Source organism: Streptomyces viridiviolaceus, assembly GCF_014650995.1.
GTDB lineage: Bacteria > Actinomycetota > Actinomycetes > Streptomycetales > Streptomycetaceae > Streptomyces > Streptomyces viridiviolaceus.
In genome coordinates, this window is sequence record NZ_BMWA01000124.1 from 1 (window position 1) to 547 (window position 547).

Consider the following 547-nt stretch of genomic DNA (forward strand, 5'->3'; position numbering starts at 1 on the left):
AATTTGAACTTCAGGCTCTTTCAAACTTTGTGGTTGGAAAATGGGGATATTTAAATGATTTTCTAGAATATATGTTTTAGTCTCTGGGGCTTTCAATTCCTTTTTACGCCCAAAAGGTTTATCCATTTGAGTGAATAGCCCCACCACCTTTATCTCTTCATCTTTAACTAACGCCCTTAAGATCACTTCAGCAAACCCCGGCGTTCCCATAAATACGATACGCATGTTATTCCTTGTTTTTAGTTTTATCTTTTGTAATGCCATACTTTCTTTCACGATCTTTAAAAGCTTTTTCGCCTCCCTCTAATTTCAATAAATCCTCTTTATATTCATCGCTCTCAATCATAAAAGACTGCACCACTATCTTATTATTCTCATTTTTTAACTGAATAATTAGCTCTGCATCAGCGTTCAAAACAAAATTAGCGTTATGGGTGGCAAAAATAATTTGTCTTTTTTGTTTCTGCTTCTTAATTAAAGTAACTAAATAATTAGCGATTAAAGCACTATCCAAGTGGGCTTCTGGTTCATCAATGATGATGGGGTT

General features: G+C 34.4%; 2 protein-coding genes. Both read right to left on the reverse strand.

The annotated features are described in order from the left end of the window. A partial coding sequence (locus IE260_RS43500) for a hypothetical protein (RefSeq protein ID WP_506005122.1) occupies positions 1-225 on the reverse strand: 225 nt, incomplete at its 3' end. 1 nt (position 226) lies between these two features. Next, positions 227-547 (reverse strand): AAA family ATPase (locus tag IE260_RS43505; RefSeq protein WP_189881042.1); only part of this gene is annotated, 321 nt, incomplete at its 5' end.